We start from the raw sequence: 26,861 nt of genomic DNA, 5'->3' as shown, positions 1-26,861 counted from the left end.
ACCGAGAGAAGACTGAAGCCTTATGGCTACCACTTCACTTGACCTGGCCAAGGTCCGCAACATCGGGATCATGGCCCACATCGACGCGGGCAAGACGACCACCACCGAGCGGATCCTGTTCTACACCGGTGTGTCGTACAAGATCGGTGAGGTCCACGACGGCGCTGCCACCATGGACTGGATGGAGCAGGAGCAGGAGCGTGGCATCACGATCACCTCTGCTGCCACCACCTGCCACTGGCCGCTGGAGAACGTCGACCACACCATCAACATCATCGACACCCCGGGCCACGTCGACTTCACCGTCGAGGTGGAGCGCTCCCTGCGCGTGCTCGACGGTGCCGTGACGGTGTTCGACGGTGTCGCCGGCGTTGAGCCGCAGTCCGAGACCGTGTGGCGTCAGGCGGACCGCTACGGCGTTCCGCGTATCTGCTTCGTCAACAAGCTCGACCGGACCGGTGCCGAGTTCCACCGCTGCGTCGACATGATCAGCGACCGCCTGGGCGCGCAGCCGATCGTCATGCAGCTCCCGATCGGTGCCGAGGCCGACTTCAAGGGCGTCGTGGACCTGGTCCGCATGAAGGCGCTCGTGTGGTCCGCCGAGGCGACCAAGGGCGAGATGTACGACGTCGTCGACATCCCGGACACCCACACCGAGGCTGCCGAGGAGTACCGCGGCAAGCTGCTCGAGGCCGTGGCCGAGAACGACGAAGAGCTGATGGAGCTGTACCTGGAGGGCACCGAGCCCACCGAGGAGCAGCTGTACGCCGCGATCCGTCGTATCACCATCGCCTCCGGCAAGGGCAAGGGCACCACGGTCACCCCGGTGTTCTGCGGTACCGCGTTCAAGAACAAGGGCGTCCAGCCCCTGCTCGACGCGGTCGTGCGCTACCTGCCTTCCCCGGTCGACATCGAGGCCATCGAGGGCCACGACGTCAAGGACCCGGAGACGGTCGTCAAGCGCAAGCCGTCCGACGAGGAGCCGCTGTCGGCGCTGGCGTTCAAGATCATGAGCGACCCGCACCTCGGCAAGCTCACCTTCGTCCGGGTCTACTCGGGCCGCCTGGAGTCCGGCACCTCGGTGCTGAACTCCGTCAAGGGCAAGAAGGAGCGCATCGGCAAGATCTACCGCATGCACGCCAACAAGCGTGAGGAGATCGAGTCGGTGGGCGCCGGCGACATCGTCGCCGTCATGGGCCTGAAGCAGACCACCACCGGTGAGACGCTGTCCGACGACAAGAACCCGGTCATCCTGGAGTCCATGGACTTCCCGGCGCCGGTCATCCAGGTCGCCATCGAGCCCAAGTCGAAGGGCGACCAGGAGAAGCTGGGCGTCGCGATCCAGCGCCTGGCCGAGGAGGACCCGTCCTTCCAGGTCCACTCGGACGAGGAGACCGGCCAGACCATCATCGGTGGCATGGGCGAGCTGCACCTCGAGGTGCTGGTCGACCGTATGCGCCGTGAGTTCAAGGTCGAGGCCAACGTCGGCAAGCCGCAGGTGGCCTACCGCGAGACGATCCGCAAGGCCGTCGAGCGCGTCGACTACACCCACAAGAAGCAGACCGGTGGTACCGGTCAGTTCGCGAAGGTGCAGATCGGCATCGAGCCGCTCGAGGGTGGCGACACCTCGTACGAGTTCGTGAACAAGGTGACCGGTGGCCGTATCCCGAAGGAGTACATCCCTTCGGTGGACGCCGGTGCGCAGGAGGCCATGCAGTTCGGCATCCTCGCCGGTTACGAGATGACCGGTGTCCGCGTGATCCTGCACGACGGTGCCTACCACGAGGTCGACTCCTCCGAGCTCGCCTTCAAGATCGCCGGTTCGCAGGCCTTCAAGGAGGCCGCGCGCAAGGCCAGCCCCGTGCTGCTCGAGCCGATGATGGCCGTCGAGGTCACCACGCCCGAGGACTACATGGGTGAGGTCATCGGCGACATCAACTCCCGCCGTGGCCAGATCCAGGCCATGGAGGAGCGGGCCGGTGCCCGCGTCGTGAAGGGCCTCGTGCCCCTTTCGGAGATGTTCGGTTACGTCGGCGACCTGCGCAGCAAGACGTCCGGCCGTGCGAGCTACTCCATGCAGTTCGACTCCTACGCCGAGGTTCCGCGGAACGTCGCCGAGGAGATCATCGCGAAGGCCAAGGGCGAGTAACGCACCGCGTTCACACGCCGTAGGCTTGACTCCGGAGCCTCAAGGGGCAAACAGCCGTAAACCCGGATGTTTGCCCCCGGTTCCGGGCCTTTACAGCAAAGATCACCTGGCGCCGATGAAGTAAGGCGTACAGAACCACTCCACAGGAGGACCCCAGTGGCGAAGGCGAAGTTCGAGCGGACTAAGCCGCACGTCAACATCGGCACCATCGGTCACATCGACCACGGTAAGACGACCCTCACGGCCGCCATTACCAAGGTGCTGCACGACGCGTACCCGGACCTGAACGAGGCCACCCCGTTCGACAACATCGACAAGGCGCCCGAGGAGCGCCAGCGCGGTATCACCATCTCCATCGCGCACGTCGAGTACCAGACCGAGGCGCGTCACTACGCCCACGTCGACTGCCCGGGTCACGCGGACTACATCAAGAACATGATCACCGGTGCCGCCCAGATGGACGGCGCGATCCTGGTGGTCGCCGCGACCGACGGCCCGATGCCGCAGACCAAGGAGCACGTGCTCCTGGCTCGCCAGGTCGGCGTTCCGTACATCGTCGTCGCCCTGAACAAGGCCGACATGGTGGACGACGAGGAGATCCTGGAGCTCGTCGAGCTCGAGGTCCGTGAGCTCCTCACCGAGTACGAGTTCCCCGGCGACGACGTTCCGGTCGTCAAGGTCTCCGCTCTCAAGGCCCTCGAGGGCGAGAAGGAGTGGGTGGACTCCGTCCTCAACCTGATGAACGCCGTCGACGAGTCGATCCCGCAGCCGGAGCGCGACGTCGACAAGCCGTTCCTGATGCCGATCGAGGACGTCTTCACGATCACCGGTCGCGGTACGGTCGTCACCGGCCGTATCGAGCGTGGTGTCCTGAAGGTCAACGAGACCGTCGACATCATCGGCATCAAGCCGGAGAAGACCTCCACCACGGTCACCGGCATCGAGATGTTCCGCAAGCTGCTCGACGAGGGCCAGGCCGGTGAGAACGTCGGTCTGCTCCTCCGTGGCATCAAGCGCGAGGACGTCGAGCGCGGCCAGGTCATCATCAAGCCGGGTTCGGTCACGCCGCACACCGACTTCGAGGCCCAGGCCTACATCCTGTCGAAGGACGAGGGTGGCCGCCACACCCCGTTCTTCAACAACTACCGCCCGCAGTTCTACTTCCGCACGACGGACGTGACCGGCGTGGTGACCCTCCCCGAGGGCACCGAGATGGTCATGCCGGGTGACAACACCGAGATGACGGTGCAGCTCATCCAGCCCGTCGCCATGGAAGAGGGCCTGAAGTTCGCCATCCGCGAGGGTGGCCGCACGGTGGGCGCCGGCCAGGTCACCAAGATCGTCAAGTAAGTTCCGCTTGCTTGAGGGTCACCTGACCTGAGGTCTCTGACCTGAGGAGAGGCCCGTACGACTTCGGTCGTGCGGGCCTCTTCTCCATGCCGGCGGGGACACCGGGCGCGTGCACAAGCTTCCGCCGGTCACTCGTGGAGCGGCAGATCGTCCGTCGAGAATGGACCTGGCGGGGCGTGCACACCCGCACACTCTGATTGCCCTACCATCCGACATCGTGGCGATACAGAATCCGTACCCGTGGGGACCGCCGTATGGTGGCCCGCCGCCTCCTGCGGCGCACATCCCGGCGAAGGACCTCCGGCCTCGGCGCATCTGGTACCTGGTGGCCGCCTTGCTGGGGATCGTCCTGGCTGGTGTCGGCATCGTGTTCATCGTGGCGACGGTGAAGAACACGATCGACTCCATCGACACGGCCCGCAGCTTCTCCAGCGGTGACTCGCGGACGTTCAGTTTCGTCGAGGGACAGACCAAGGCGATCTACGTCTCCCAGTCCGGGCAGGGCCATGTCGACTGCCGGATCCCGGAGATGCGGTCCGGGTCGATGACGCAGCCGGACAGCACCTTCCGCATCACCCTCGGCTCCCGCACCTGGGACCGCGTCTTCGAGGTGAAGCCCGGCAGCACCGGTGACTACACGCTCACCTGCACCTCCGAACTGCCGGCCGAGTTCGCGCTGGGAGACAAGCCCGACGCGGGGTCCACGATCGGCGGCATCGCCGCGGCGATCGGCTGCTTCATCGCCGCGTTCGCCACGACCGCGACCATCGTCATCGTCACCGCCGTCCGCCGCGGCCGCCACCGCCGACGGCTGGCCGCCGCGTGGGCCCCTGCGCCGCAGTGGGGTCCACCGCCTGCCGGGCCGGTGTCCTGACGCGGTTCGTCACCCGGCCGCACTGAGAGCGGCCGGCCGCCGGCTCACCCGCCCAGGTGGGTGATCTGCAGGACATGGACGCGCTCGCTGCGCACGACGATCTGGTACGTGAATATCCCGCCGGGAACGATGACGTCTCCGCCCCGACCTCGCCGCCCGTCGTCCGGGACGGTTGTGGTACGGGAGCGCGGACATGCTGTGCCGCCTTTGTGGTCAGTGGGTGGGCGAGTGGCTGGGGCCGGAGCCGGGCCGAGATCCCGCGGGGCTCGCGGCCGTGGCACGGCAGTCCCGGCACAGACCTCCGGGCTCGGGTCCGCGGAAGGCGCGGTCGCAGCCGTCGCAGTTCCGCAGGGGACGCTGGACGGGTCGTGGGGCGGTCAGGTCTCGGAAGGGGGCTGGGGGCGGGAGCCGGACTGTGAGGCGGTGGGCCAGCAGAGCTGCTGGGCGGCGTACGCCCTCGGGTGGCAGGTCGGCGGTCAGGGCGCGGCGGACCGCGGTCGGGGACACGTCGTGCAGCAGCCAGGTGGCGACGCCGGGGGCCAGGTGGGCGGCGTCGCAGGCGGAGAGGAGGAGGCGGGGGTCCTCGCGGTGGAGAGTGGCGAGGAGATCCGTGGCCTGCTCGAGGAGGGTGGGAGAGGGGTACGCCGGCTGGGGGACCGGGGGAAGCGGGTGCCGCTTCTTGCGGGGTTCGTGGGGCGTGTCGCGCCTTGCGGGGGGTTCCTCGGGGGCCGCCGTCGGCTTGGTGGGAGCAGCGGCGGGTGCGTGCCGGCGTACGGCGGCCTGTGGCTGGTTGCAGGAGATCGTGCGGGTGACGATGCGCCCGCCAGGGATGCGGGTGCGTTCGCGGCGCAGGTAGCCGTGGGCTTCCAGCTCACGCAGGGCGGCGGCGATGCGGGTCGCGCCCTCGGGGAAGCGGGCGGCGAGGGTCTTGATGTCGACGCGGGCGCCGGGCGGCAGCGACTGGATGTGCACACCGAGCCCGATGGCGAGCCCCGACAGCTCCGGGTGCTGGGCCAGGTGGTTGCCGATCACCGTGAACCGTGAGGTGTGGCGGGTGTGCTCGTGGACGAGCCCCCCGGAGGGCGTGGCGTGTGTGGCTCGGTTCCGCTGGATCGGGTGCTTGTTGGCGGCAACGCGGGACTGGGCGTGCGGGGGCACGCTAGGGTTTTCTACGTCCATCAGGAAGAGCTACCTTCCTCGGTGGTCAGGCCCTCGCACGGGATCGCTACTCCCGGCGGGGGCCGTCGCATGTCTGCGGTGTGTTGCGCTGAGCGTAGGACAGACAACCCGCCTCAAATCCAGCTGAGTTGGGCATGTTCACCCGCGCGGGTGAGTTTGCGCCGGGGGCGGGAGGGGTGGGGTTTGGTGGGGGTCTTTTCACCCTGGTTTTCTTCCTTGGGAAAGACCGCCCGTGGCACCGGAGCGCGAGCCTCCGGGTTCCGGCGCCCGAACGGTGACCTCGGCCCAGACGGTCTTGCGCGGAGTCCGGCCCGCCGAGACGCCCCAGCGGTCGGCCAACGCGTCCACGACGACCAGCCCCCGTCCCGACTCGCCCTCGGCGGACGGGGGTTGGATCCGGGGCGTACGGTCACCGCGCGTGTCGGTCACCTCGATGCGAAGCGTCTCGCCGACGACGTAGAGCGTGAGCCGGAAGCTCCTTCCGGGCACCCTGCCATGGGTCGCGGCGTTGGCCGCCAGCTCGGCCACGATGTGCTGCGCCGTCTCGAACGGCAGCCCCCAGGTGCGGAGTTGCTCGGTCGCGAGCAGTCGGGCCAGTCGGGCGCCGCGGCGCGTGGGGGACAGGAGGACCGTGAAGTTCGGGATGGGGTGGGTGAGTTCGGCCGGAGACTCACGGGTTTCGGCGGTTTCTTGATTCACGTCACTCAGCGTGGCCGACCTTGCTTCCATGGGCGGGTGACAACGCCTTCACGTACGGTGACTGTCCCCGCTTTGTCTCGGCTGTCTCGGCTGTCTCGGGCGTTGTACGGGTACGGGTGCGCGTCGGAGGAGGGGTCATGGGCGACGGTGTGGACGAGGCGGGCTGGGACGTCGAGCCGGGGGACGAGATCGAGCCGGTGGTGCAAGCGGTGGGGCGGCTGCTCAAGGTGTGCCGGGAGGCGGCCGGCATGAGCGTGTCCGAGCTGGCCACTGCGCTGGGCTACGGCGAGGACATGATCCGCAAGATCGAGCGCGGGGCGCGGATTCCCCGGCCGGAGTCGCTGGACAGGGCGGACCGGATCCTGAAGGCGCAGGGACATCTGCGGGCGTTCATGGAGGACATGCGGAAGGCCCGGTACCCGAAGAAGGTGCGCGAGCTGGCGGAGCTGGAGGGGCGGGCGGTGGAGATGCTGGCGTACGGCAACCACAACATCCATGGCCTCCTGCAGACGCCGGAGTATGCGCGAACGTTGTTCGAGATGACGCAGCCCGCACTTACCGAAGACGTCGTGGAGCGAGAGACGGCTGCACGGATGGCTCGAAAGGCTGTCTTCGAGCGAGAGCCGGCCCCGACGCTCAGCTTCGTCCAGGAACAGGTGACGCTCGAACGTCCCTACGGTGGGAAGATGGTGCTGCGCCGACAGCTCGAACACCTCCTGGAGGTAACGCAGTTGCGGAACGTCACGCTCCAGGTGATGCCGACCGACCGGGAGGAGCACGCCGGATCACAGGGCCCGATCCAGGTCCTGAAATTCGCTGACGGCACGGCGATCGGACGTTCCGAAGGCGCGTTCAACGGGCGCCCGGTCTCAAGCCCCAAGGATCTCCGGATCCTCGAACTGCGCTATGGCATGATCCGGGCGCAGGCTCTCACGCCGCGGGAGTCGCAGGCCTTCATCGAGCGAACGCTGGGGAGACTATGAGCACCGCCGAACTCCACTGGTTCAAGAGTAGCTACAGCGACAGTGGCGAACCCGGCTCCTGCCTCGAAGTCGCCCCCACCCCCACCACCATCCACATCCGCGACTCCAAGAACACCGACGGTCCCCGGCTCGCCGTCGCCCCCGCCACCTGGACCGCCTTCGTCGCGTACACCGCTGAACGCTGACAGGCCCGCGCCGACCCAACTTCCCTGTGGGGCAACGGCATTTGCTACGGTGACGCGGTCACGCCAGATCGGCATACGGGGGTTGTCATCGTGGCAGGAAGTGGCGGCGAACACGCCGTTGGAATGCGGCTCAACCAGTACCCGGCGGACCCGGGCGGCGGCGGATCGCCGGGTGGCGGCGGCCCCGACCTCGCGTCCTCTCCCGCCGAGAAGAAGGCCGCGGCGAACACGCTCCACAACGACATCGAGCCGGGCACCAAGAAGGCGGGGGCCTGGGCGGACGACGAGACGAGCGCGGTGGTGAAGGCGTTCGACGCGAAGGACGGGCACGGCTGGCTCACGTCCGGCGCCGTGAGCAAGGCGCACAAGACCTGGGGCGAACAGGTCCAGAACCTGGTGAACCAGTTGTCGGGTGACGAATCGGCGCTCCGGGCCGACACCACGCTGCTGTCCGGGACGGACGTCGGAGTGGGCGACAACGCGCGCAAGGTGTCGGTGTTCGACACCTACTCGTCGCCACCGGCGCACTGACGCACAGCAGAGCCCACTCGTACGCCACTGCATTCAACGGGGACCCCATGCCGACGTACCACGAGATACTGACGACAGACCTGTCCACGCTCACCACGGCCGCCACGCGTTGGGCCGGCATGGCGACGGAGCTCGGCAAGCAGGAGACCGCCTACCGGCGGGACGTACACGGCATCACCCTGCGCCCGACCTGGGCCGGTGAGAGCCAGCAGGCCGCCAACGCCCGCTTCGGAATCCGGCTCACGGAGTTCCAGAACGCCCAGACCGAGGCCAAGGCCATCGCCTCCCTCCTGCGCGATGCGCACACCCAGTTCGTGGACCTGCGCAAGAAGCTGGAGTCGGCGCGGGACGACGCGATCGCCAAGGGCATGAAGGTGTCGGACCAGGGCGTGGTCTCGTACGACACCGGAAAGCTCAGCCAGGGGGACCGTCAGGCGCTCGCCCACGACCCCGACTACCAGGAGAGCATCCGCACGTCGGTCGCCTCCTGGCAGGCGCGCATCGACCAGTGCGTGAAGGACGTGGCGGACGCCGACAAGGGGGTCGAGGTCGCCTTCACCGCCGTCGTGAAGGGTCCCGAAACGGGCCTCGGCAAGGCCCCCGACTTCAACGGCAAGGCCCAGGGCGACATCGAGAAGTACGAGGCCGACGAGGGCAAGGACATCGCGCAGCGCGTCAACTCCGGTAAGGCCTCGGCGGCCGACTACAAGGAGCTGCAGCGCCTCTTCCACGACAACTCCGGCGACAGGGCGTTCAGCCAGACCCTGCTGGACGAACTGGGCGCCAAGGGCACGCTGCAGCTCTCCAACAGCCTCGACGGCCTCGCCTACCACGACGACAAGCAGCACAGCGGGCAGTACCTGGACATCCAGAAGGGCCTCGCCGACACGCTGGCGACCGCGACCCAGGACCCGCAGTCGTCCTTCTACAAGAAGTTCCGCTCGGACATGCAGAAGGCCGGAACCGAGCAGTTCAAGGTCGACGGCCTCAGCCCCATCCCGGACGAGAAGGTCCGCGGCTACCAGAGCCTCGTCACCCTGATGCAGCAGGGGCACGGCTACAACGGGCAGTTCCTGGAGGACACCGCCGACGACATCCGGCACGCGGAGGAGTCGTACGTACCCAAGGGGGACAACCCGAGCGAGTCCATCTGGGGCCTGCGGGACAAGTTCAGCGGCAAGGACCGGGGCTGGTTCGCCAACGACCCGCTCGACGGTGTGCTCGGCATCATGTCGCACGACCCGAAGACGAGCACCGACTACCTGGACCCGGCCCACAACGACAACCTGCAGTACCTGCTCCACGGCCGGGACTGGAACACGGTCGTGGACCACTTCGCGACCCCGCCCGGCGGTACGACGGTCGGCATCCCCGTCATGGGGGAGGACGGCGACGTACGCAAGGGCTTCGGCGCGGCCCTGGAAGCCGCGACGACCGGCCAGGCCCCCGGCGGGTACCACCCGATCGGCGAGCACAGTGAGCCGCAGGCCCGCATCCTCCAGCAGACGATCAACACGCTGTACACCGACAAGCACGCCCAGAACCTGCCGACGAACCTCGTCCAGCCGCTGGCCCACATCATGACGTCGTACACGGCCGACACCCACGAGACCTACGCGGAGTCGTCGTCGAAGTACGACATCGACTGGGACAGCCCGGGTTCCGTCTGGAGCGACAAGGACGGCGCGCACATGGCCGTGGGGCACCAGCGACTCGCCGCCGTCATGCGCGGCATCGCCAACGACCCGGAGGCCTTCGGGCACCTCTACGGGGCCGAGCAGCAGTACTCGCACCATGTCCTGGACACGATCCCGCCGGACGCCGGCGACAAGACGATCCGGGACCGCATCGTGGAGTCGTCGCGTGCCATGGGCGCCTATGACGGCATCCGGTCGGACATCATCTACGACGAGCGGTTCAAGAAGACGCAGTGGGCCGCCGACTTCAACCACGGCCTCGGCACGTCCCTCAGCACGGCGCTGATGTTCAATCCCGTCAAGGACCTCAGCCCCGTGGGGGACCTCAGCCAGAGGACGCTCGACGTGTGGGCGTACGAGTCGAACAAGGAGCACGTGGCAGAGGCGAACCTCGCCGCGACCGAGCAGAACGCCAAGACCTACGACGCCGGCCAGCACGACGTCGAGAAGCTGGTCAGGTCGTGGGCGGACAGCCGTGGTCACGCCGTCGACAGCGACTGGACGAAGTACTACGTCCATGCCGGTCAGGACGACTACGCGCACGGACGTGACCGGACCCTGAGCACGCTGCGCGCCGACCGCTGACCGGCGCGCGACGCCCTCCGACGGAATGAGCACGATGCAGACGAAATCCGGGTTCCGACGCGTACACGCCGGCTGGTACGCAGGGGCCGTCCTGCTGGTTCTGGCTCTGGTGGGAGCCGTGCTCTACGGCACCGGGACCTTCGGTTCCGCGGGCGATGAAGGCTCACTGGACCGCGCGTGCGACGGCTCCCTGGCCCAGGACGGCCTCAGCGCGGCGCTGCACTCGTCACACCTGAGCGCCGACGGCGAGGGCGACAGTGACTACCTGGCCGCCTGCCGTGTCCGCAACCGGGAATCCGGGCCGCAGGGCAGTTCCCTGGAACTGAAGCTGCGGTGGAGCACTGCGAAGGCCCCTTCCGCCGCGCTCACCTGGTACAACGCGGACTACGACGGAGTGCGGGAGCAGGCGGCGCCCCTCGGCCACGGCTGGTCCGGTGTCGTCAGGTACGCGGGCGGGACGTACCAGGTCATGGCGGCGCTGGACTGCGTCAACCAGAAGGGCAGGGCCCTGGTCGCCTACGGTGACCTGCTCGGCACGTCGAACGGCACGACCCTGACCGGTCTCGGCCGGGTGACCACCGAGACCGCCGCGAAGGCGGCCGAGCGGCACGGCTGCCAGGTGAAGGCCGGCGAGCGGCTCACCGGGCTGTCCACCGCCCGGCTGGGTGCGCCCGGCACGGCGAAGCCGCTGTCGCAGGCTCAGGGATCGTGCGCCGCGCTGCGTGGAACGGACGCGGCACGCAACGGCACGCCCGACGTCATGGAGTACCCGGCGGACCCGGACGCCCCGCAGACCAACTGCTACCTGGTCACGAAGGCGAAGAAGCCCGGCTACGGCCTCTACGCCTATTACGGCGCCGCCGCCAAGGACTTCCTGACCAGCGAGGGCGATCAGCTCAAGGCGGGCTACGGACCCAAGCACGGCGACCGTGACTACGCCTGGGCCACCGCGACGTGCCCGCGGTCGGCGCAGCAGGCGGTGTTCGTGCTGTACCACCTGCACGACGGGGACACCGACACCTACCCGGTCCCGCACTACTCCGCCTCGTTCGCCCGCGACGCCCTGCAGGCCTTCGCCGGCCACGAGGCGAAGCAGCGCGGCTGCGCCGGTGTACGGATGACCGGCCGGTCGTGAAGCCGGTCCGGCGGGGCACCCCCGGGGAGGCCCACGCCCCCGGTTTGACCTACGTCACCCCCGGGGTATTCTCTCCGGCCCGATTGGCGTCGTCCCCGCCCCATATGGCAGACTGTCCGAGTTGCTCGGTCGAGTGTTGATGCTGCGCGCCTCCCGCCGGGAGGACCGGAAGCGAGTCCCACAGTACTCGTCGCCCTAACTGCCTGATGGCAGCACTGGGGCGGACGTACGGGAATCTTCCGGGAAGTGTGGTGCGGCACTGGCCAGGCGCCCGGTGAACCTCTTTCCCACGGCAAGGGATGTTCGAACAAGGGACATCTGTGTCAGCGGGAGTGCGACACGCCCGACCGCGTGGGTCGGCGAATGTCGGGGGAACACCTGGTTCCAGAGCTGTAGAGAGACAGGACTACTGAGTAGCCATGGCGGGACAGAAGATCCGCATCCGGCTCAAGGCCTACGACCACGAGGTCATCGACTCCTCGGCGAAGAAGATCGTCGAGACGGTGACCCGCACTGGTGCGTCGGTCGCGGGCCCGGTGCCGCTGCCCACTGAGAAGAACGTGTACTGCGTCATCAAGTCGCCGCACAAGTACAAGGACTCGCGCGAGCACTTCGAGATGCGCACGCACAAGCGCCTGATCGACATTCTCGACCCGACCCCCAAGACCGTTGACTCTCTGATGCGACTCGACCTGCCGGCCGGTGTCGACATCGAGATCAAGCTCTGAGGCTGGTGGGCTGAGAATGGCTAAGCAGATCAAGGGCATCCTGGGCGAGAAGCTCGGCATGACGCAGGTGTGGGACGAGAACAACCGTGTTGTTCCGGTCACCGTCGTCAAGGCCGGCCCGAACGTCGTCACCCAGGTCCGTACGAATGACGTGGACGGCTACGAGTCCGTTCAGATCGCCTTCGGCGAGATCGACCCGCGCAAGGTGAACAAGCCCCTCAAGGGTCACTTCGCCAAGGCCGACGTCACCCCCCGTCGTCACCTCGTCGAGATCCGCACCGCGGACGCCTCCGAGTACACGCTGGGCCAGGAGATCACCGCTGAGGTGTTCGAGGCCGGCGTGAAGGTCGACGTGACCGGCAAGAGCAAGGGCAAGGGCTTCGCCGGTGTCATGAAGCGCCACAACTTCCGTGGCCTCGGCGCCGGACACGGCACCCAGCGCAAGCACCGCTCGCCCGGTTCCATCGGTGGCTGCGCCACCCCGGGCCGCGTGTTCAAGGGCCTCCGCATGGCGGGTCGCATGGGCAACGAGCGGGTCACCACCCAGAACCTGACCGTCCACGCCGTTGACGCGGAGAAGGGTCTGCTGCTCATCAAGGGCGCGGTTCCCGGTCCGAACGGCGGCCTCGTCCTGGTCCGCACCGCGGCCAAGGGGGCCTGAGGTAACCGATGAGCACTGTTGACATCCTTTCGCCGGCGGGCGACAAGGCCGGTTCCGTCGAGCTCCCCGCGGAGATCTTCGACGCCAAGGTCAGCGTTCCGCTGATCCACCAGGTCGTCGTCGCGCAGCTGGCCGCTGCCCGTCAGGGCACGCACAAGACGAAGACCCGTGGCGAGGTCCGTGGTGGTGGCAAGAAGCCTTACCGCCAGAAGGGCACCGGTCGCGCCCGTCAGGGTTCGACCCGCGCGCCGCAGTTCGCCGGTGGTGGCGTCGTGCACGGTCCCGTGCCGCGCGACTACTCGCAGCGCACCCCGAAGAAGATGAAGGCCGCCGCCCTGCGCGGTGCCCTCACCGACCGGGCGCGTCACAACCGCATCCACGTCGTCTCCGGCGTGGTCGAGGGCGAGACCCCCAGCACCAAGGCCGCCAAGTCGCTGTTCGGCAAGATCTCGGAGCGCAAGAACCTGCTCCTGGTCGTCGACCGCGCCGACGAGGCCGCGTGGCTGTCCGCCCGCAACCTGCCCCAGGTCCACATCCTGGAGCCGGGCCAGCTGAACACGTACGACGTTCTCGTCTCGGACGACGTGGTCTTCACCCAGGCCGCTTTCGAGTCCTTCGTCGCCGGCCCGAAGGCCAACGACACCGAAGGGAGCGAGGTCTGATGGCCATCCGTCACCCCGCTATCGCCTCGAAGGCCGCCAAGGCCGCCAAGGCCGCGCGCGTCGCCAAGGCGCGCCGTCACGCCGCCGAGGGCAAGAACACCGTCGAGACCCCGCTGAGCAAGTCGTACACGGACCCCCGTGACGTCCTGCTGAAGCCGGTCGTCTCCGAGAAGAGCTACGCGCTCCTCGACGAGAACAAGTACACGTTCATCGTCGACCCGAACGCCAACAAGACCCAGATCAAGCAGGCCGTCCAGGCGGTCTTCTCGGTCAAGGTCACCGGGGTCAACACGATCAACCGCCAGGGCAAGCGCAAGCGGACCCGCACCGGCTTCGGCCAGCGCGCGGGCACCAAGCGCGCGATCGTGACCCTCGCCGAGGGCGACCGTATCGACATCTTCGGCGGTCCGACCGCCTAAGGGCGGTCCGGATCGTCCGATATCGGACGAGGACTGAGAAATGGGAATCCGCAAGTACAAGCCGACTACGCCGGGCCGTCGTGGCGCCAGCGTCGCCGACTTCGTCGAGGTCACGCGGTCCACGCCGGAGAAGTCGCTGGTCCGTCCCCTGCACAGCAAGGGCGGCCGTAACAACGCCGGTCGTGTGACCGTTCGCCACCAGGGTGGCGGACACAAGCGCGCCTACCGAGTGATCGACTTCCGTCGTCACGACAAGGACGGCGTGCCGGCGAAGGTCGCGCACATCGAGTACGACCCCAACCGCACCGCGCGCATCGCGCTGCTGCACTACGCGGACGGCGAGAAGCGCTACATCCTCGCCCCGCGCAACCTGCAGCAGGGCGACACCGTGGAGAACGGTCCCGGGGCCGACATCAAGCCGGGCAACAACCTGGCCCTCCGCAACATCCCGGTCGGTACCACGATCCACGCGATCGAGCTCCGTCCCGGTGGCGGTGCCAAGTTCGCCCGCTCCGCCGGTGCCTCCGTGCAGCTGCTCGCGAAGGAGGGCTCGATGGCCCACCTCCGCATGCCGTCCGGCGAGATCCGTCTCGTCGACGTCCGCTGCCGCGCCACCGTCGGTGAGGTCGGCAACGCCGAGCAGAGCAACATCAACTGGGGTAAGGCCGGCCGTAAGCGGTGGCTGGGCGTTCGCCCGACCGTCCGTGGTGTCGTGATGAACCCGGTTGACCACCCGCACGGTGGTGGTGAGGGCCGGACCTCCGGTGGTCGCCACCCTGTGTCCCCGTGGGGCAAGAAGGAAGGCCGTACTCGTTCGCCCAAGAAGGCGTCGAACAAGTACATCGTCCGCCGCCGCAAGACGAACAAGAAGCGCTAAGGACGGGTTGAGATGCCTCGTAGCCTGAAGAAGGGGCCCTTCGTCGACGACCACCTGATCAAGAAGGTGGACGCCCAGAACGAAGCCGGCACCAAGAACGTCATCAAGACCTGGTCCCGTCGCTCCATGATCGTCCCGGCCATGCTGGGCCACACGCTCGCGGTGCACAACGGCAAGACCCACATCCCGGTGTTCGTCACCGAGTCGATGGTCGGCCACAAGCTCGGCGAGTTCTCGCCGACGCGCACCTTCCGGGGCCACGTCAAGGAAGACCGGAAGTCGAAGCGCCGCTAGTAGCGGATCGCATTCAGACACGTAAGTAACTGAAGGGACAACCATGGAAGCCAGGGCCCAGGCGCGGTACATCCGCGTCACGCCCATGAAGGCCCGCCGCGTGGTGGACCTCATCCGTGGCATGGACGCCACGGAGGCCCAGGCTGTTCTGCGATTCGCTCCGCAGGCAGCCTCCGTGCCGGTCGGCAAGGTGCTCGACAGCGCCATCGCCAACGCCGCGCACAACTACGACCACACCGACGCCGACAGCCTCTACATCTCCGAGGCGTACGTCGACGAGGGTCCGACCCTGAAGCGGTTCCGTCCGCGTGCCCAGGGCCGTGCCTACCGGATCCGCAAGCGGACCAGCCACATCACCGTGGTCGTCAGCAGCAAGGAAGGAACCCGGTAATGGGCCAGAAGGTAAACCCGCACGGGTTCCGGCTCGGTGTCACGACCGACTTCAAGTCGCGTTGGTACGCCGACAAGCTGTACAAGGACTACGTCAAGGAAGACGTCGCCATCCGTCGGATGATGACGTCCGGCATGGAGCGCGCCGGCATCTCGAAGGTTGAGATCGAGCGCACCCGTGACCGCGTGCGTGTGGACATCCACACCGCTCGTCCGGGCATCGTCATCGGCCGCCGTGGCGCCGAGGCCGACCGCATCCGCGGTGACCTCGAGAAGCTCACGGGCAAGCAGGTCCAGCTGAACATCCTCGAGGTCAAGAACCCCGAGACCGACGCTCAGCTGGTTGCCCAGGCCGTCGCCGAGCAGCTCTCCTCCCGCGTCTCCTTCCGTCGGGCCATGCGCAAGAGCATGCAGTCCGCCATGAAGGCCGGCGCCAAGGGCATCAAGATCCAGTGCGGTGGCCGCCTCGGCGGCGCCGAGATGTCCCGCTCGGAGTTCTACCGCGAGGGCCGCGTGCCCCTGCACACGCTCCGCGCGAACGTGGACTACGGCTTCTTCGAGGCCAAGACGACCTTCGGCCGCATCGGTGTGAAGGTCTGGATCTACAAGGGCGACGTGAAGAACATCGCCGAGGTCCGCGCCGAGAACGCTGCCGCCCGTGCGGGTAACCGCCCGGCCCGCGGTGGCGCCGACCGCCCGGCCCGTGGTGGCCGCGGTGGCGAGCGGCGCGGTCGCAAGCCGCAGCAGGCTGCCGGCGCCGAGGCCCCCAAGGCCGAGGCTCCCGCCGCCGCTCCGGCTGAGAGCACCGGAACGGAGGCCTGACCGTCATGCTGATCCCCCGTAGGGTCAAGCACCGCAAGCAGCACCACCCGAAGCGCAACGGTATGTCCAAGGGTGGAACGCAGGTTGCGTTCGGCGAGTACGGCATCCAGGCGCTGACCCCGGCCTACGTGACGAACCGCCAGATCGAGGCGGCTCGTATCGCGATGACCCGTCACATCAAGCGTGGCGGCAAGGTCTGGATCAACATCTACCCGGACCGTCCCCTCACCAAGAAGCCTGCCGAGACCCGCATGGGTTCCGGTAAGGGTTCTCCGGAGTGGTGGATCGCGAACGTGAAGCCCGGACGTGTGATGTTCGAGCTGTCGTACCCCAACGAGAAGATCGCCCGTGAGGCGCTGACCCGTGCGGCCCACAAGCTGCCGATGAAGTGCCGGATCGTCAAGCGCGAGGCAGGTGAAGCGTGATGTCGGCCGGTACCAAGGCGTCCGAGCTGCGCGAGCTGGGCAACGAGGAGCTTCTGGCGAAGCTCCGCGAGGCCAAGGAAGAGCTGTTCAACCTCCGCTTCCAGGCGGCGACGGGTCAGCTCGAGAACCACGGCCGTCTCAAGGCGGTCCGCAAGGACATCGCCCGGATCTACACCCTCATGCGTGAGCGTGAGCTCGGCATCGAGACGGTGGAGAACGCCTGATGAGCGAGAAGAACGTGACTGAGAACACTGAGGCGCGCGGTTTCCGCAAGACCCGTGAGGGCCTCGTCGTCAGCGACAAGATGGACAAGACCGTCGTCGTCGCCGTCGAGGACCGCGTCAAGCACGCGCTGTACGGCAAGGTCATCCGCCGTACCAACAAGCTCAAGGCGCACGACGAGCAGAACGCCGCGGGTGTCGGCGACCGCGTCCTCCTCATGGAGACCCGGCCGCTGTCCGCGACGAAGCGTTGGCGCGTCGTCGAGATCCTCGAGAAGGCCAAGTAGTCCCTGCGGGGCTCCGACCCCGAGGACAAGTTCCGCCTACTCGGCGGGTGGGCGCGTGAACCACTTGCGCGCCCACCCGCCGGGGACCGGCTGAGCTGCGAAGACGCACACGTGAAAGCGTGAGTCGTTCGACGCGGCTCTTCCGATAGGCAAGCAATTCCTGCGTGGCACCCCTCGCAGGACAGTTCCGCCAGGCTCTCCGGTCCAACCCCCGGAGGGAACCGGCAGACAAACAGGAGATAGACGTGATCCAGCAGGAGTCGCGACTGCGTGTCGCCGACAACACTGGTGCGAAGGAGATCCTTTGCATCCGTGTGCTCGGTGGCTCCGGTCGCCGCTACGCGGGCATCGGTGACGTCATCGTCGCCACCGTCAAGGACGCGATCCCCGGTGGCAACGTGAAGAAGGGTGACGTCGTCAAGGCGGTCATCGTTCGCACCGTCAAGGAGCGCCGCCGTCCGGACGGCTCGTACATCCGCTTCGACGAGAACGCCGCCGTCATTCTGAAGAACGACGGCGACCCTCGCGGCACCCGCATCTTCGGCCCGGTCGGCCGTGAGCTGCGCGAGAAGAAGTTCATGAAGATCATCTCGCTCGCGCCGGAGGTGCTGTAAGCATGAAGATCAAGAAGGGCGACCTGGTCCAGGTCATCACCGGCAAGGACAAGGGCAAGCAGGGCAAGGTCATCGCGGCCTACCCCCGCGAGGACCGCGTCCTGGTCGAGGGTGTCAACCGGGTCAAGAAGCACACCAAGGCCGGCCCGACCGCTCGCGGTTCCCAGGCCGGCGGCATCGTGACCACCGAGGCCCCGATCCACGTGTCCAACGTTCAGCTGGTCGTGGAGAAGGACGGTCAGAAGGTCGTCACGCGTGTCGGCTACCGCTTCGACGAAGAGGGCAACAAGATCCGCGTTGCCAAGCGGACGGGTGAGGACATCTGATGGCTACCACCACCACTCCGCGTCTGAAGCAGAAGTACCGCGAGGAGATCGCGGGCAAGCTGCGTGACGAGTTCAAGTACGAGAACGTCATGCAGGTTCCCGGCCTCGTCAAGATCGTGGTCAACATGGGTGTCGGCGACGCCGCCCGTGACTCGAAGCTGATCGAGGGCGCGATCCGCGACCTGACCACCATCACCGGTCAGAAGCCGGCCGTCACCAAGGCCCGCAAGTCCATCGCGCAGTTCAAGCTGCGTGAGGGCCAGCCGATCGGTGCCCACGTCACGCTCCGTGGCGACCGCATGTGGGAGTTCCTGGACCGCACCCTGTCGCTCGCGCTGCCGCGCATCCGCGACTTCCGCGGCCTGTCCCCCAAGCAGTTCGACGGCCGTGGCAACTACACCTTCGGTCTCACGGAGCAGGTCATGTTCCACGAGATCGACCAGGACAAGATCGACCGCGTCCGGGGTATGGACATCACCGTGGTCACCACGGCGACCAACGACGCTGAGGGCCGCGCGCTCCTTCGTCACCTCGGCTTCCCGTTCAAGGAGGCGTGAGCGAGATGGCGAAGAAGGCTCTGATCGCTAAGGCTGCTCGCAAGCCCAAGTTCGGTGTGCGTGGCTACACCCGCTGCCAGCGCTGCGGCCGTCCGCACTCCGTGTACCGCAAGTTCGGCCTGTGCCGCGTGTGCCTTCGTGAGATGGCTCACCGTGGCGAGCTGCCGGGCGTGACCAAGAGCTCCTGGTAATCCCCCTTTTAGGGATTCCTGAAGCTCTCGGTAAGCAATGGGCGTGTCAGGTGCCCTGCCCTTCATGGCTTAGGCTTGGAGGGTTGGGCGCCTGACGGCAGCCCGTACGACTTACTACGCCGTAGGTCCACCGCGCCGCACCCGTCCCGTCTCGGATCGGGGAGAGGGATGGCGCACCAGGAAACCCCGGCGAGAGAGGCCGAAGGCCAATTCATGACCATGACTGATCCGATCGCAGACATGCTGACGCGTCTGCGGAACGCGAACTCGGCGTACCACGACTCCGTGACGATGCCGGCGTCCAAGATCAAGTCGCACATCGCGGAGATCCTCCAGCAGGAGGGCTTCATCACGGGCTGGAAGGTCGAGGACGCCGAGGTCGGCAAGAACCTCGTTCTCGAGCTGAAGTTCGGCCCGAACCGTGAGCGCTCCATCGCGGGCATCAAGCGGATCTCCAAGCCCGGTCTCCGGGTGTACGCGAAGTCCACCAACCTGCCGAAGGTGCTCGGCGGCCTCGGCGTGGCGATCATCTCCACGTCGCACGGGCTCCTCACCGACAAGCAGGCCGGCAAGAAGGGCGTGGGTGGGGAAGTCCTCGCCTACGTCTGGTAGCAGAAGGGAACGGAGGAAACAGCTATGTCGCGCATCGGCAAGCTCCCCATCGCGGTTCCCGCCGGCGTGGACGTCACCATCGACGGCCGTACGGTCTCGGTCAAGGGCCCCAAGGGCTCGCTGACCCACACCGTCGCGGCTCCGATCGACATCGCTAAGGGCGAGGACGGCACCCTGCAGGTGACCCGCCCGAACGACGAGCGTCAGAGCAAGGCCCTGCACGGCCTCTCCCGCACGCTGGTGGCGAACATGATCACCGGCGTGACCCAGGGTTACGTGAAGAAGCTCGAGATCAGCGGTGTCGGTTACCGAGTGACCGCCAAGGGTTCGAACCTGGAGTTCGCTCTCGGTTACAGCCACCCGATCGTCGTCGAGGCCCCCGAGGGCATCTCCTTCAAGGTGGAGACCCCGACCCGTTTCTCGGTCGAGGGCATCGACAAGCAGAAGGTCGGCGAGGTTGCGGCCAACATCCGCAAGCTGCGCAAGCCCGACCCGTACAAGGCCAAGGGCGTCAAGTACGAGGGCGAAGTCATCCGCCGCAAGGTCGGAAAGGCGGGTAAGTAAGCCATGGCATACGGGCAGAAGATCCTCAAGGGCGACGCCTACAAGCGCGCCGCGATCAAGCGCCGTCACATCCGGATCCGCAAGAACCTTTCCGGTACGGCGGAGCGTCCCCGTCTGGTCGTGACCCGCTCCAACCGCCACATCGTGGCGCAGGTGATCGACGACCTGAAGGGCCACACCCTGGCGTCGGCGTCCACTCTGGACAGCTCGATCCGCGGTGGCGAGGGCGACAAGTCCGCGCAGGCCAAGCAGGTCGGCGCCCTGGTCGCCGAGCGTGCCAAGGCCGCCGGTGTCGAGGCCGTCGTGTTCGACCGTGGTGGCAACCAGTACGCCGGGCGCATCGCCGCCCTGGCGGACGCCGCCCGCGAGGCCGGGCTCAGGTTCTGAGCCGCCGTAGCTAGCGGAAAAGAGAGAGGTAAATCCAATGGCTGGACCCCAGCGCCGCGGTGGCGGTGCCGGTGGCGGCGAGCGGCGGGACCGGAAGGGCCGTGACGGCGGCGCTGCTGCCGCCGAGAAGACCGCGTACGTTGAGCGCGTCGTCGCGATCAACCGCGTCGCCAAGGTTGTGAAGGGTGGTCGTCGCTTCAGCTTCACCGCGCTGGTCGTGGTGGGCGACGGTGACGGCACCGTGGGTGTCGGATACGGCAAGGCCAAGGAGGTGCCGGCCGCCATCGCCAAGGGCGTTGAGGAGGCCAAGAAGCACTTCTTCAAGGTCCCCCGGATCCAGGGCACCATCCCGCACCCGATCCAGGGTGAGAAGGCTGCCGGCGTCGTGCTGCTCAAGCCCGCGTCCCCCGGTACCGGTGTTATCGCCGGTGGCCCGGTGCGCGCCGTGCTCGAGTGCGCCGGTATCCACGACGTGCTGTCGAAGTCGCTCGGCTCCGACAACGCGATCAACATCGTGCACGCGACCGTGGAGGCCCTGAAGGGCCTGCAGCGTCCCGAGGAGATCGCGGCCCGCCGTGGTCTGCCGCTCGAGGACGTCGCTCCCGCGGCTCTCCTCCGTGCGCGTGCCGGGGCGGGTGCGTAATCATGGCGCAGCTCAAGATCACGCAGGTCAAGTCCTACATCGGCAGCAAGCAGAACCACCGTGACACCCTGCGGTCGCTTGGTCTCAAGGGGATCAACACCGTGGTCGTCAAGGAGGACCGCCCCGAGTTCCGCGGCATGGTGCACACCGTCCGCCACCTCGTGACGGTCGAGGAGGTCGACTGATCATGGCGGAGCAGAACCCGCTGAAGATCCACAACCTCCGTCCCGCCCCGGGCGCCAAGACCGCCAAGACCCGTGTGGGTCGTGGTGAGGCGTCGAAGGGTAAGACGGCCGGTCGTGGTACCAAGGGCACCAAGGCCCGCTACCAGGTTCCGGAGCGCTTCGAGGGTGGCCAGATGCCGCTGCACATGCGCCTCCCGAAGCTGAAGGGCTTCAAGAACCCGTTCAAGACCGAGTACCAGGTCGTGAACCTCGACAAGCTGGCCGCGCTCTACCCCGAGGGTGGCGAGGTCACCGTCGAGGGTCTGGTGGCCAAGGGCGCCGTTCGCAAGAACGCGCTCGTCAAGGTCCTCGGCCAGGGCGAGGTCACCGTGGCGCTGCAGGTGACGGTCGACGCCGTCTCCGGCTCCGCCAAGGAGAAGATCACCGCCGCCGGCGGTACGGTCACCGAGCTGGTCTGAGTTCCTCAGGTCCCTCGATGACGTGAACGATCCCGACCGGGGATACTCCACAAAAGGGGTATCCCCGGTTGGTCGTTCCAGGAGCGGTGCTCTCGCCGGTAAGGTGGCCAGCACTGCCTACTTTCATCGGGTGCTTCCCATGGGGCACCCTGAGCGGCAGTTGACCGTTAGTAATTCGTCTGTATCCGTCGAACCTCAAGACCGTCACCCTTGACGCAGTTGCGCGGGGGTCGCAGGAGGCACCGTGCTCACCGCGTTCGCCCGGGCGTTCAAGACGCCCGACCTGCGCAAGAAGCTGCTCTTCACGCTGGCCATCATCGTGGTCTACCGGGTCGGTACCCACATTCCGATCCCCGGCGTCAACTACAAGGCCGTCCAGCAGTGTGTGACCGAGGCACAGGGCAACCAGGGCCTGTTCGGTCTCGTGAACATGTTCAGCGGCGGTGCGCTGCTGCAGATCACGGTCTTCGCGCTCGGCATCATGCCGTACATCACGGCCAGCATCATCCTTCAGCTGCTGACCGTGGTCATCCCGCGCCTGGAGGCCCTGAAGAAGGAGGGCCAGGCGGGTACGGCGAAGATCACGCAGTACACCCGGTACCTGACCGTCGCCCTCGCCATCCTCCAGGGCACCGGCCTGGTCGCCACGGCGCGCAGCGGCGCGCTCTTCAACGGCTGCTCGGTCGCCACGAGCATCGTCCCGGACCAGGCGATCTTCACGACGATCACGATGGTCGTCTGCATGACCGCCGGTACGGCCGTCGTGATGTGGCTCGGTGAGCTGATCACCGACCGCGGCATCGGCAACGGCATGTCGATCCTGATGTTCATCTCGATCGCCGCGACCTTCCCGTCCGCGCTGTGGGCCATCAAGAAGCAGGGCACCCTGGCCGGCGGCTGGATCGAGTTCGGCACGGTCATCCTGGTGGGCCTGGTCATGGTCGGGCTCGTCGTCTTCGTCGAGCAGGCCCAGCGCCGCATCCCGGTGCAGTACGCGAAGCGCATGATCGGCCGTCGTTCCTACGGTGGTACGTCCACCTACATCCCGCTCAAGGTGAACCAGGCGGGTGTGATTCCCGTCATCTTCGCCTCCTCGCTGCTCTACATCCCGGCGCTCGTGGCGCAGTTCGCGGGAGGCAGGTCGGGCTGGAAGGACTGGATCCAGCAGAACCTGACCAAGGGCGACCACCCGATTTACATCACGGCGTACTTTTTGCTCATCGTCTTCTTCGCGTTCTTCTACGTGGCGATCTCCTTCAACCCCGAGGAAGTCGCCGACAACATGAAGAAGTATGGTGGCTTCATCCCGGGCATCCGGGCTGGCCGACCGACCGCTGAGTACCTCAGCTACGTGCTCAACCGGATCACCTGGCCGGGTTCGCTGTATCTGGGTCTGATCGCTCTCGTGCCGACAATGGCGTTGGTGGGCTTCGGGGCAAGCCAGAACTTCCCGTTCGGCGGTACCAGCATCCTGATCATCGTGGGTGTCGGTCTCGAGACGGTGAAGCAAATCGAGAGCCAGCTCCAGCAGCGCAATTACGAAGGGTTCCTCCGCTGATGCGTATCGTCCTCGTCGGGCCGCCGGGTGCCGGTAAGGGAACGCAAGCCGTCCGCCTCGCCGAGAAGCTGTCGATCCCGCACATCTCCACGGGCGACCTGTTCCGGGCCAACATCAGCCAGCAGACCGAGCTGGGCAAGCTCGCGAAGTCCTACATGGACGCCGGCAACCTCGTCCCGGACGAGGTCACCATCGCCATGGCCAAGGACCGCATGGAGAAGCCGGACGCCGAGAAGGGCTTCCTGCTGGACGGCTTCCCGCGCAACGTGTCGCAGGCCGAGGCGCTGGACGAGCTCCTGGAGACCGAGGACATCAAGCTGGACGCCGTCCTGGACCTGGAGGTCCCGGAGGACGAGGTCGTCAAGCGGATCGCCGGCCGGCGGATCTGCCGCAACGAGTCGTCGCACGTCTTCCACGTGACGTACAGCCCGCCGAAGAAGGAGGGCGTGTGCGACGTCTGCGGCGGTGAGCTGTACCAGCGCGACGACGACTCCGAGGACACCGTCCGCAAGCGGCTCGAGGTCTACCACACGCAGACCGAGCCGATCATCGACTACTACAAGGCGCAGGGCCTGGTCGTGACGATCTCCGCCCTGGGCCCCGTGGACGAGATCACGCAGCGGGCCCTCGAGGCCCTCAAGCGCGAGAAGGCCGAGAGCTAGGATCCCGGCTCCTGCGGCCGCGGTGCCCTCCCCGGGGCGCCGCGGCCGTACTGTTGTACAGATACCCCAGCCGACGTGAGTGACGGAGAGCGCAGGCCCCCATGGTGCAGATCAAGTCCCCCGAGCAGATCGCGAAGATGCGTGCGGCGGGCCTGGTCGTAGCCGCCATTCACGCGGCCACCCGCGACGCCGCGGTGCCCGGAGCCTCCACCAAGGACCTGGACGAGGTCGCCCGCAAGGTGCTGGCCGAGCACGGCGCCAAGTCGAACTTCCTGGGCTACGGCGGGTTTCCCGCGACCATCTGCACCTCCGTGAACGACGTCGTCGTCCACGGCATCCCCTCCGACGACGTCGTCCTGAAGGACGGCGACATCATCTCCATCGACTGCGGCGCGATCGTCGACGGCTGGCACGGTGACGCCGCCTACACGGCCTTCGTGGGCTCCGGTCACGCCCCGGAGCTGATCGAGCTCTCCCGGGTGACGGAGGAGTCGATGTGGGCCGGCATCGCCGCCATGAAGCAGGGCAACCGGCTGGTCGACGTCTCCCGCGCGATCGAGACGTACATCCGCCGCCAGCCGAAGCCGGGCGGCGGCAAGTACGGGATCATCGAGGACTACGGCGGCCACGGCATCGGCACCGAGATGCACATGGACCCGCACCTGCTGAACTACGTCGACCGCCGCCGCGGCAAGGGCCCCAAGCTGGTGCCCGGCTTCTGCCTGGCGATCGAGCCGATGGTCTCCCTCGGCACCCCGCGCACCGAGGTCCTGTCGGACGACTGGACGGTCATCACGACGGACGGCACCTGGTCCTCGCACTGGGAGCACTCGGTGGCCCTGACGGCGGAGGGGCCCCTGGTCCTCACCGCCCCCGACGGCGGCAAGGCGAAGCTGGCGGAGTACGGCATCACGGCCGCGCCGGACCCTCTCGCGTGACCACGGCCCTGGCCGGGACCGCCGGTCGGAGGCCGGCGCAGCCGCTCGAAGCCTGGGAGGCGCGCTGGGCGCCGAGCCCGCGAGAGCGGCGTCGAGGACGGGTCGGCGGAGGGGCGAAGCCGGCGGAGTACGGCATCACGGCCGCGCCGGACCCGCTCGCATAGTGATCTCCCTCGTGGGGCAGACTCTCTCGATTCGCCTTTCCCGGTAGGCCGACGTAGACTGACTCGTCGGCTCTCGTGCGCCCTCATGCCTTCAAGCCTGAGAGTGAGACGGGATCCGATCAAGGTAGTCGATTCGAAGGGCGAAGCGTGGCCAAGAAGCAAGGTGCCATCGAGATCGAGGGCACTGTCGTCGAGTCTCTGCCGAACGCCATGTTCAAGGTCGAGCTCCAGAACGGCCACCAGGTCCTGGCACACATCAGCGGCAAGATGCGTATGCACTACATCCGCATCCTCCCTGACGACCGGGTCGTGGTGGAGCTGTCTCCTTACGACCTGACGCGTGGCCGGATCGTCTACCGGTACAAGTAGATCTTGCCCGCATCCCGCTGAACGGCGGGGTGGTGGCACTGACCCGGAGAACCTCAATCCCATGAAGGTCAAGCCGAGCGTCAAGAAGATCTGCGACAAGTGCAGGGTGATCCGCCGTCACGGCCGGGTCATGGTCATCTGCGAGAACCCGCGCCACAAGCAGCGCCAGGGCTGACGCACGACCTACCCTCTGCACCTCTATCGCAGAGTTTCGCGCGACGCGAGCTGAATATGTTCATACGCAGAACCCGAGCCATCCAGCTCGACACCCCCGGTTCGGAGGCCGGGGACCCGGTTCGTACCTCGTACGGCGGCCGGGAGCCGGTTCTGCGGAAGACCTCCGAAGATCACCAGGAGCCATTGAATGGCACGCGTTTCCGGTGTTGACATCCCGCGCGAAAAGCGCGTGGAGGTCGCCCTCACCTACGTGTTCGGCATCGGCCGGACCCTCTCGAAGGAGACGCTGGCTGCGACCGGCGTCGACCCGAACACCCGCGTTCGTGACCTGACCGAAGAGCAGCTGGTCGCGATCCGCGAGTACGTCGACAACAACATCAAGACCGAGGGTGACCTCCGTCGCGAGATCCAGGCCGACATCCGCCGCAAGGTCGAGATCGGCTGCTACCAGGGTCTCCGTCACCGTCGCGGTCTGCCCGTCCGCGGTCAGCGCACCAGCACCAACGCCCGTACCCGCAAGGGCCCGCGTCGCGCCATCGCCGGCAAGAAGAAGCCGGGCAAGAAGTAGTCCGCAGCGGACACCTGTCCACGGTCTTCGCTGTAGGACCGACCACCTCCCGTAGGAGTTAGTAGATGCCCCCCAAGGGACGTCAGGGCGCTGCCAAGAAGGTGCGCCGCAAGGAAAAGAAGAACGTCGCTCACGGCCACGCGCACATCAAGAGCACGTTCAACAACACGATCGTCTCCATCACGGACCCGTCGGGCAACGTGATCTCCTGGGCCTCCGCCGGCCACGTCGGCTTCAAGGGCTCCCGGAAGTCCACGCCGTTCGCCGCGCAGATGGCCGCCGAGTCGGCTGCCCGCCGCGCTCAGGAGCACGGCATGCGCAAGGTCGACGTGTTCGTGAAGGGCCCGGGTTCCGGTCGTGAGACCGCGATCCGCTCCCTGCAGGCCACGGGCCTCGAGGTCGGCTCCATCCAGGACGTCACCCCGACCCCGCACAACGGCTGCCGCCCGCCGAAGCGTCGTCGCGTCTGACGCTTCTCACGGTCGCTGGTCCGGGCGGTACGGCTCCCTGGGGTCGTGCCGCCCGTACCCTTGCAGTACCCGCACTTTTCACCGGGTGCGGTTTCTGTCGGACGTCAAATAGCGGGCGTCCACGAAAGAAGGATCTGATCCACACATGCTGATCGCTCAGCGTCCCTCGTTGACCGAAGAGGTCGTCGACGAGTTCCGCTCCCGGTTCGTGATCGAGCCGCTGGAGCCGGGCTTCGGCTACACCCTCGGCAACTCTCTCCGTCGT

General features: G+C 67.1%; 38 protein-coding genes and 1 pseudogene. 37 read left to right on the top strand and 2 right to left on the bottom strand.

Annotated features, from left to right (window positions below; all coding sequences use genetic code 11):
* The first annotated feature begins 22 nt into the window (after positions 1-22).
* From fusA to AB0D93_RS37235, 3 genes are all read left to right on the top strand, one after another.
* Positions 23-2,149, top strand: a complete 2,127-nt coding sequence (gene fusA, locus AB0D93_RS37245) for an elongation factor G (protein ID WP_362129705.1) — start codon at positions 23-25, stop codon at positions 2,147-2,149.
* Between the two features lie 156 nt (positions 2,150-2,305).
* Positions 2,306-3,499 carry an elongation factor Tu gene (gene tuf / locus AB0D93_RS37240; RefSeq protein WP_362129702.1) on the top strand — a complete coding sequence of 398 codons (1,194 nt, stop codon included), beginning with the start codon at positions 2,306-2,308 and terminating at the stop codon, positions 3,497-3,499.
* Positions 3,500-3,716: 217 nt separating this feature from the next.
* Complete coding sequence (locus AB0D93_RS37235; RefSeq protein ID WP_362129700.1) at positions 3,717-4,373, top strand: serine/arginine repetitive matrix protein 2; 657 nt, start codon at positions 3,717-3,719, stop codon at positions 4,371-4,373.
* Between the two features lie 213 nt (positions 4,374-4,586).
* Here the strand turns inward: AB0D93_RS37235 and AB0D93_RS37230 are convergent, their stop codons facing one another.
* Together AB0D93_RS37230 and AB0D93_RS37225 are read right to left on the bottom strand one after the other, a co-directional pair.
* Positions 4,587-5,552: a helix-turn-helix domain-containing protein gene (locus AB0D93_RS37230; RefSeq protein ID WP_362129697.1), complete on the bottom strand. Its 966-nt coding sequence runs from the start codon at positions 5,550-5,552 to the stop codon at positions 4,587-4,589.
* Positions 5,553-5,750: 198 nt separating this feature from the next.
* The gene (locus AB0D93_RS37225) at positions 5,751-6,260 is read right to left on the bottom strand and encodes an ATP-binding protein (RefSeq protein ID WP_362129777.1); all 510 of its coding nucleotides are present in this window, start codon (positions 6,258-6,260) and stop codon (positions 5,751-5,753) included.
* 128 nt (positions 6,261-6,388) lie between these two features.
* Here AB0D93_RS37225 and AB0D93_RS37220 point away from each other — a divergent pair, with 128 nt between their 5' ends.
* From AB0D93_RS37220 to AB0D93_RS37055, 34 genes and pseudogenes are all read left to right on the top strand, one after another.
* The gene (locus AB0D93_RS37220; protein ID WP_362129695.1) at positions 6,389-7,234 is read left to right on the top strand and encodes a helix-turn-helix transcriptional regulator; all 846 of its coding nucleotides are present in this window, start codon (positions 6,389-6,391) and stop codon (positions 7,232-7,234) included.
* Positions 7,231-7,419, top strand: coding sequence for a DUF397 domain-containing protein (locus AB0D93_RS37215; RefSeq protein WP_362129692.1), 189 nt, complete (start codon positions 7,231-7,233; stop codon positions 7,417-7,419). Before AB0D93_RS37220 ends, AB0D93_RS37215 begins: the two co-directional genes overlap by 4 nt.
* Positions 7,420-7,542: 123 nt before the next feature.
* Positions 7,543-7,950 carry a hypothetical protein gene (locus tag AB0D93_RS37210; protein WP_362129689.1) on the top strand — a complete coding sequence of 136 codons (408 nt, stop codon included), beginning with the start codon at positions 7,543-7,545 and terminating at the stop codon, positions 7,948-7,950.
* 47 nt (positions 7,951-7,997) lie between these two features.
* The gene (locus tag AB0D93_RS37205) at positions 7,998-10,232 is read left to right on the top strand and encodes a hypothetical protein (RefSeq protein WP_362129686.1); all 2,235 of its coding nucleotides are present in this window, start codon (positions 7,998-8,000) and stop codon (positions 10,230-10,232) included.
* A 34-nt stretch (positions 10,233-10,266) separates the two neighbouring features.
* Complete coding sequence (locus AB0D93_RS37200) at positions 10,267-11,367, top strand: hypothetical protein (protein WP_362129683.1); 1,101 nt, start codon at positions 10,267-10,269, stop codon at positions 11,365-11,367.
* A 419-nt stretch (positions 11,368-11,786) separates the two neighbouring features.
* Positions 11,787-12,095 carry a 30S ribosomal protein S10 gene (rpsJ, locus tag AB0D93_RS37195; RefSeq protein WP_003948644.1) on the top strand — a complete coding sequence of 103 codons (309 nt, stop codon included), beginning with the start codon at positions 11,787-11,789 and terminating at the stop codon, positions 12,093-12,095.
* A 16-nt stretch (positions 12,096-12,111) separates the two neighbouring features.
* Complete coding sequence (rplC, locus tag AB0D93_RS37190) at positions 12,112-12,756, top strand: 50S ribosomal protein L3 (RefSeq protein ID WP_014674369.1); 645 nt, start codon at positions 12,112-12,114, stop codon at positions 12,754-12,756.
* An 8-nt stretch (positions 12,757-12,764) separates the two neighbouring features.
* Positions 12,765-13,418, top strand: coding sequence for a 50S ribosomal protein L4 (gene rplD, locus AB0D93_RS37185; RefSeq protein ID WP_030641187.1), 654 nt, complete (start codon positions 12,765-12,767; stop codon positions 13,416-13,418).
* Positions 13,418-13,837, top strand: coding sequence for a 50S ribosomal protein L23 (rplW, locus tag AB0D93_RS37180; protein WP_362129678.1), 420 nt, complete (start codon positions 13,418-13,420; stop codon positions 13,835-13,837). Before rplD ends, rplW begins: the two co-directional genes overlap by 1 nt.
* 40 nt (positions 13,838-13,877) lie before the next feature.
* Complete coding sequence (rplB, locus tag AB0D93_RS37175; RefSeq protein ID WP_153539282.1) at positions 13,878-14,714, top strand: 50S ribosomal protein L2; 837 nt, start codon at positions 13,878-13,880, stop codon at positions 14,712-14,714.
* 12 nt (positions 14,715-14,726) lie between these two features.
* Positions 14,727-15,008, top strand: a complete 282-nt coding sequence (rpsS, locus tag AB0D93_RS37170) for a 30S ribosomal protein S19 (RefSeq protein ID WP_023547380.1) — start codon at positions 14,727-14,729, stop codon at positions 15,006-15,008.
* A gap of 43 nt (positions 15,009-15,051) precedes the next feature.
* Complete coding sequence (gene rplV, locus AB0D93_RS37165; protein ID WP_019329637.1) at positions 15,052-15,399, top strand: 50S ribosomal protein L22; 348 nt, start codon at positions 15,052-15,054, stop codon at positions 15,397-15,399.
* Positions 15,399-16,220 carry a 30S ribosomal protein S3 gene (gene rpsC, locus AB0D93_RS37160; protein ID WP_014674374.1) on the top strand — a complete coding sequence of 274 codons (822 nt, stop codon included), beginning with the start codon at positions 15,399-15,401 and terminating at the stop codon, positions 16,218-16,220. Before rplV ends, rpsC begins: the two co-directional genes overlap by 1 nt.
* A 5-nt stretch (positions 16,221-16,225) precedes the next feature.
* On the top strand, positions 16,226-16,645 hold the full coding sequence (gene rplP / locus AB0D93_RS37155; protein WP_009190136.1) for a 50S ribosomal protein L16: 420 nt from the start codon (positions 16,226-16,228) through the stop codon (positions 16,643-16,645).
* Positions 16,645-16,869 carry a 50S ribosomal protein L29 gene (gene rpmC / locus AB0D93_RS37150; protein WP_007494763.1) on the top strand — a complete coding sequence of 75 codons (225 nt, stop codon included), beginning with the start codon at positions 16,645-16,647 and terminating at the stop codon, positions 16,867-16,869. The genes rplP and rpmC overlap by 1 nt, the downstream gene beginning before the upstream one ends.
* Complete coding sequence (gene rpsQ, locus AB0D93_RS37145) at positions 16,869-17,153, top strand: 30S ribosomal protein S17 (RefSeq protein ID WP_153539280.1); 285 nt, start codon at positions 16,869-16,871, stop codon at positions 17,151-17,153. Before rpmC ends, rpsQ begins: the two co-directional genes overlap by 1 nt.
* Before the next feature lie 245 nt (positions 17,154-17,398).
* Positions 17,399-17,767, top strand: coding sequence for a 50S ribosomal protein L14 (gene rplN / locus AB0D93_RS37140; protein ID WP_003998823.1), 369 nt, complete (start codon positions 17,399-17,401; stop codon positions 17,765-17,767).
* Between the two features lie 2 nt (positions 17,768-17,769).
* On the top strand, positions 17,770-18,093 hold the full coding sequence (gene rplX, locus AB0D93_RS37135) for a 50S ribosomal protein L24 (protein WP_361252263.1): 324 nt from the start codon (positions 17,770-17,772) through the stop codon (positions 18,091-18,093).
* Positions 18,093-18,650: a 50S ribosomal protein L5 gene (rplE, locus tag AB0D93_RS37130; RefSeq protein WP_019753095.1), complete on the top strand. Its 558-nt coding sequence runs from the start codon at positions 18,093-18,095 to the stop codon at positions 18,648-18,650. Before rplX ends, rplE begins: the two co-directional genes overlap by 1 nt.
* Positions 18,651-18,655: 5 nt before the next feature.
* A complete protein-coding gene (locus tag AB0D93_RS37125; protein WP_003948630.1) occupies positions 18,656-18,841 on the top strand; it encodes a type Z 30S ribosomal protein S14 in 186 nt (61 codons plus the stop codon).
* A 213-nt stretch (positions 18,842-19,054) separates the two neighbouring features.
* Positions 19,055-19,453, top strand: a complete 399-nt coding sequence (rpsH, locus tag AB0D93_RS37120) for a 30S ribosomal protein S8 (RefSeq protein ID WP_007384075.1) — start codon at positions 19,055-19,057, stop codon at positions 19,451-19,453.
* Positions 19,454-19,477: 24 nt separating this feature from the next.
* Entirely contained in the window at positions 19,478-20,017 is a 540-nt protein-coding gene (rplF, locus tag AB0D93_RS37115) for a 50S ribosomal protein L6 (RefSeq protein ID WP_362129668.1), read from the top strand.
* A gap of 3 nt (positions 20,018-20,020) precedes the next feature.
* Entirely contained in the window at positions 20,021-20,404 is a 384-nt protein-coding gene (gene rplR, locus AB0D93_RS37110) for a 50S ribosomal protein L18 (protein ID WP_067045323.1), read from the top strand.
* A 37-nt stretch (positions 20,405-20,441) separates the two neighbouring features.
* The gene (gene rpsE, locus AB0D93_RS37105; protein WP_009190144.1) at positions 20,442-21,047 is read left to right on the top strand and encodes a 30S ribosomal protein S5; all 606 of its coding nucleotides are present in this window, start codon (positions 20,442-20,444) and stop codon (positions 21,045-21,047) included.
* A 2-nt stretch (positions 21,048-21,049) separates the two neighbouring features.
* Complete coding sequence (gene rpmD / locus AB0D93_RS37100; protein WP_003998814.1) at positions 21,050-21,232, top strand: 50S ribosomal protein L30; 183 nt, start codon at positions 21,050-21,052, stop codon at positions 21,230-21,232.
* Between the two features lie 2 nt (positions 21,233-21,234).
* A complete protein-coding gene (gene rplO / locus AB0D93_RS37095; protein WP_313742844.1) occupies positions 21,235-21,690 on the top strand; it encodes a 50S ribosomal protein L15 in 456 nt (151 codons plus the stop codon).
* 244 nt (positions 21,691-21,934) lie between these two features.
* Positions 21,935-23,248: a preprotein translocase subunit SecY gene (gene secY, locus AB0D93_RS37090; RefSeq protein ID WP_362129662.1), complete on the top strand. Its 1,314-nt coding sequence runs from the start codon at positions 21,935-21,937 to the stop codon at positions 23,246-23,248.
* Positions 23,248-23,910: an adenylate kinase gene (locus AB0D93_RS37085; RefSeq protein WP_362129659.1), complete on the top strand. Its 663-nt coding sequence runs from the start codon at positions 23,248-23,250 to the stop codon at positions 23,908-23,910. The genes secY and AB0D93_RS37085 overlap by 1 nt, the downstream gene beginning before the upstream one ends.
* Positions 23,911-24,011: 101 nt before the next feature.
* Complete coding sequence (map, locus tag AB0D93_RS37080; RefSeq protein WP_362129656.1) at positions 24,012-24,848, top strand: type I methionyl aminopeptidase; 837 nt, start codon at positions 24,012-24,014, stop codon at positions 24,846-24,848.
* Positions 24,849-25,159: 311 nt separating this feature from the next.
* On the top strand, positions 25,160-25,381 hold the full coding sequence (gene infA, locus AB0D93_RS37075) for a translation initiation factor IF-1 (RefSeq protein ID WP_003948620.1): 222 nt from the start codon (positions 25,160-25,162) through the stop codon (positions 25,379-25,381).
* A gap of 61 nt (positions 25,382-25,442) precedes the next feature.
* Entirely contained in the window at positions 25,443-25,556 is a 114-nt protein-coding gene (gene rpmJ, locus AB0D93_RS37070; protein ID WP_003998809.1) for a 50S ribosomal protein L36, read from the top strand.
* Between the two features lie 189 nt (positions 25,557-25,745).
* Positions 25,746-26,126, top strand: coding sequence for a 30S ribosomal protein S13 (rpsM, locus tag AB0D93_RS37065; protein ID WP_023547369.1), 381 nt, complete (start codon positions 25,746-25,748; stop codon positions 26,124-26,126).
* 65 nt (positions 26,127-26,191) lie between these two features.
* A complete protein-coding gene (rpsK, locus tag AB0D93_RS37060; RefSeq protein WP_003956432.1) occupies positions 26,192-26,596 on the top strand; it encodes a 30S ribosomal protein S11 in 405 nt (134 codons plus the stop codon).
* A 145-nt stretch (positions 26,597-26,741) separates the two neighbouring features.
* Positions 26,742-26,861 (top strand): annotated as a pseudogene (locus AB0D93_RS37055) (DNA-directed RNA polymerase subunit alpha); the annotation flags it as partial.

It is taken from the genome of Streptomyces sp. NPDC048191, from assembly GCF_040652655.1.
Classification (GTDB): Bacteria; Actinomycetota; Actinomycetes; order Streptomycetales; family Streptomycetaceae; genus Streptomyces.
The sequence above is the reverse complement of the archived record's forward strand: the minus strand, read 5'-3'. Positions and strand labels throughout refer to the sequence as shown.